Source organism: Candidatus Symbiopectobacterium sp. NZEC135 (assembly GCF_025962695.1).
On record NZ_JAGFPF010000541.1, the window covers coordinates 1 to 1,244 of the forward strand.

A 1,244-nucleotide genomic window follows, 5' to 3' on the forward strand; every position below is an offset into this window, starting at 1 on the left:
ACCAGTCATATAGAAAGAAAAGTTATATTGTGTGATTGGGAAAAATAGAAAAAATGGGCTAGAACAATCATATAGTTTGATTGCCTTAAACATTCTATTATTATAAACATCAAGGAGGGATATTATTTCCACTTTAACGCCAATCAATACATTTAGTTTAATATCCTTAGTCTGTTCTTCATTTCCTCTCTGCTGGTGTCTACCTTCGATCATCGTCCCCCACAATGTGAATATACCGCCGATTATAGTGCTAATTAAGCCAGATATCAAATCAATCCCCATAGAATCCTCAGGATATTTGCTCTACTCATATTATCACAAACCGGTATTCTTTATTTATTAATTGATACTAACGCCAAAACCCCATAATGTACCTGTCGGTGACAGTTCGGACATAACGCAATAGCATTTTCCACAGAATCATCGCCTCCATTAGAAAGCCACTCAATGTGATGAACCTCAAGAAATGGTGTGCCATCTTCTTTCAGGAAAGGAGCATCACGCTTACAGCTTTGACACTTGCCATTAGCCCTTAAAAGAACTTCGGCAACTACATACGGGCTTCGCTTATAAACTCGTGTTGTTACCACGATTAGCTCGGGAGTTTTACTCTCCGTTTTTAAAATCTCTTTGCGTTCTGATGAGGAAAGTTTTGACGCAGCATCAACAGCTTTTTCAAACTCAGATTTCACTTTGCGGTAACACCATTTGCCTTGTTGATCTTGGTACAACTCCCAAACACCATGAACAGAGGGTTGATAAACTTCAAAAACGTTTCCACGTTTGAATAATCGATCATACTGATGGTATCGATGATTGGTATCATCTGTTCTTCTTGCAACTTTATTACAATCCCAATGACTTCGATTGCAATTTACGGTGTTAATCACAAGATTTGAGCGCGTATTGTCGCGATAGTGAGGATACATTCTTCTAAGAAAAGAATCGACCTGCTTTATAGTTGCAGCCCCACCTAACTCCTCTACCACCTGAACAGTAGTGATTCTTATCGGCTGATTACCGTACTTGAAAGCACGGTTTGTTCCTGTTGTCATCGTCGGCCCAATCTGAAACTAATATTAAACTCAGGCTAACCAGAGTGCAGAAAATGTGCAACTGACAAATTTTGGACAACATGCAGAGCCGTCAGGTGGAAATGTAAAATGGAAGGGGAAATGTGTACATACAGGATGAGTGTTAAGATGTGACTAATGGCTGTCACACAAGGTGGTAACAGTCATTAA

General features: G+C 39.3%; 1 protein-coding gene and 1 pseudogene. Both read right to left on the bottom strand.

Features of this window, described 5'->3' with window-relative positions:
* Positions 1-282 (bottom strand): annotated as a pseudogene (locus J5224_RS28570) (hypothetical protein); the annotation flags it as partial.
* Positions 283-332: 50 nt separating this feature from the next.
* A complete protein-coding gene (locus tag J5224_RS28575; RefSeq protein WP_264628478.1) occupies positions 333-1,055 on the bottom strand; it encodes an HNH endonuclease in 723 nt (240 codons plus the stop codon).
* Positions 1,056-1,244 lie beyond the last annotated feature (189 nt).